Below are 2,038 nucleotides of genomic sequence, written 5' to 3'. Positions count from 1 at the left end.
CCGCCGGTAAAAAAAAGCGCTGCTTCCAGGTCGTTGAACCATTCATTTTTTCAGTAAATTTACGTCCAGCCGAGACAACTATCATTTAAGGCCGCGCCTTCTTTTACCGGCAAAACGTTACTGGCGATGTCAAAAAAAATCATGAAACAGTGGAAGAGTTAGAAAGAAGAATAAAAATGCATTCAGCCGGAGCAACAGTAATCAATACAGCATTCCAAGAACTCCCTTCCTTTCAAAATAATTTTGATTTAGATAAGTCATTTATTCAAAACTGGGTTCTACCCTATTATATGAAAATTGGTGTGACAGATTCTGAACTTCAAAGTGAATTAGTTTCTAAGATTCCACAAATGTCTAAAGATATTTTGGCAAGCCTTCTTGGCGATTTTGATTGGAGAACCAGACAGACCGGAGCTTACTTTGCAGCAATAAAAAATGATATTGAATTTATTGATATCATTGGTGTGCATTTTCTTAAAAGTGAAGTGTCTTATGCTGGTCAAATTTACGCAATTGCGCTAGCCTATTTTAACACCGAGAAATCCGTCCAATATATTGACAAATATTTGGAATATTATTTGTCAAAACCTGATCTTTGGTTTGACCAAGGCGATGCGATGGCAGCGTTAAAATATTTAGACCACGTGAACAAAACAAATCATTTGGCTAAACACTTAAATGATTGGGAAAATTTTCTAACTAATAAGCCCTATTGGAAAAAAGAAATTGAATTTGAACATATGAAAAATCAAATCGAATTTATTCAAAAATTACAGGCCGTTTAGTGACACCGCCAGTAACCGCCGGTAAAAAAAAGCGCTGCTTTCAGTTTATTGAACCAACCATTTTTTCAGTAAATTTACTTCCAACCGAAACAACTATCATTTAAGGCCGCGCCTTCTTTTACCGGCCAAACGTTATGGCACATACTTACAAACTTTATCCTATGGAAGATGAGTTAGAAAAAGAAAGCATAAAAGATATTAAATCCAAGAAAAATCACGCAGCGAAGGTGTTAGCAACCACAAATTATTCAAAATCCGCCTTTAGATATCTTAACGACACATTATTTGTTTCAAATTTTGGGTCAATTCTGGTAAGTTTGACAAAACTCAGCATTGATGAGCATAAAGATGTAGTTTGCCCTGAAATTGAAACAATCCTTTTTGCAATATTTTTTATTTTCTTCCGAGTAAAATCATATTTAGATGACAATCATTCGTTAAAAGAAAAAGAAAGGATATTGTTGGAAAAAGAAGAATTTCCTAACACAGAATATAAAATCTATTTTATTATTGCCATTTTGACTTGGCTTTCTATAACAGTTAGTGGCTATTTTATTTTCATCAATAAAATTTATGCATTTTATTTTTTTGGGTTATCATTGATCATTTTTACAATTTGGATTCTTGTTGTTAATACTATTAGACCTGTAAAGATTGAAAAAATCGAAAGCCTTGATAATGAAACAAAATTGCGATTGGAATATTTTTATCCTTTTCGACTTCATTACAATCTAATAGAACCGCAAAAAAACAGGTTAACGTATTTAATTTTAAATATTTGTTATTTACTAGTTTTATTTGATATTTTATATGGATATACTGCGCTAGATTTACTTTGCCACATTGGAATTCTTCTAATACTTTTAGTAGGTGATTTTGTATACAGCAAAAGTCTAAATAATTCTTTTGGATAATTAGAGTACGCGCCATAACAGCGGCTAAAAAAAAGCGCTCCTTTGAGGTCATTGAACCAGCCATTTTTTAACTACATTTACGTCCAGCCGAGACTACAATCTTCGGAAACCGCGCCTTCTTTTAGCCGTGAAACGTTGTGTTCCATGCCAATCGCCGCAAAAGTCAAAGACCATTACTGGCAATAATTTTTTGGTATTACTTTTTGCCAAAATGCAGGATGAGCTTTGTCTAATTATTAATTTCTGTGAACACACATTTTCTTTGTCGAATTCCTGATCGAAGCTTCGCCGTTCGTAGATAATAAGACATAACAGAATTTCTTTGACTAAACTGAATGT

At 33.3% G+C, this 2,038-nt stretch carries 2 protein-coding genes; both read left to right on the top strand.

Going from position 1 to position 2,038, the window contains the following annotated elements; translation table 11 throughout:
* Nucleotides 1–149: 149 nt before the first annotated feature.
* Nucleotides 150–785 (top strand): DUF6000 family protein, encoded by a 636-nt coding sequence (locus G6047_RS00310; protein ID WP_169525315.1) that lies wholly within the window; start codon nt 150–152, stop codon nt 783–785.
* 161 nt (nt 786–946) lie between these two features.
* Entirely contained in the window at nt 947–1,699 is a 753-nt protein-coding gene (locus G6047_RS00305; RefSeq protein ID WP_169525313.1) for a hypothetical protein, read from the top strand.
* Nucleotides 1,700–2,038: the final 339 nt, after the last annotated feature.

The organism is Flavobacterium silvaticum (assembly GCF_012911565.1).
GTDB classification, from domain to species: Bacteria; Bacteroidota; Bacteroidia; order Flavobacteriales; family Flavobacteriaceae; genus Flavobacterium; species Flavobacterium silvaticum.
The sequence above is the reverse complement of the archived record's forward strand: the minus strand, read 5'-3'. Positions and strand labels throughout refer to the sequence as shown.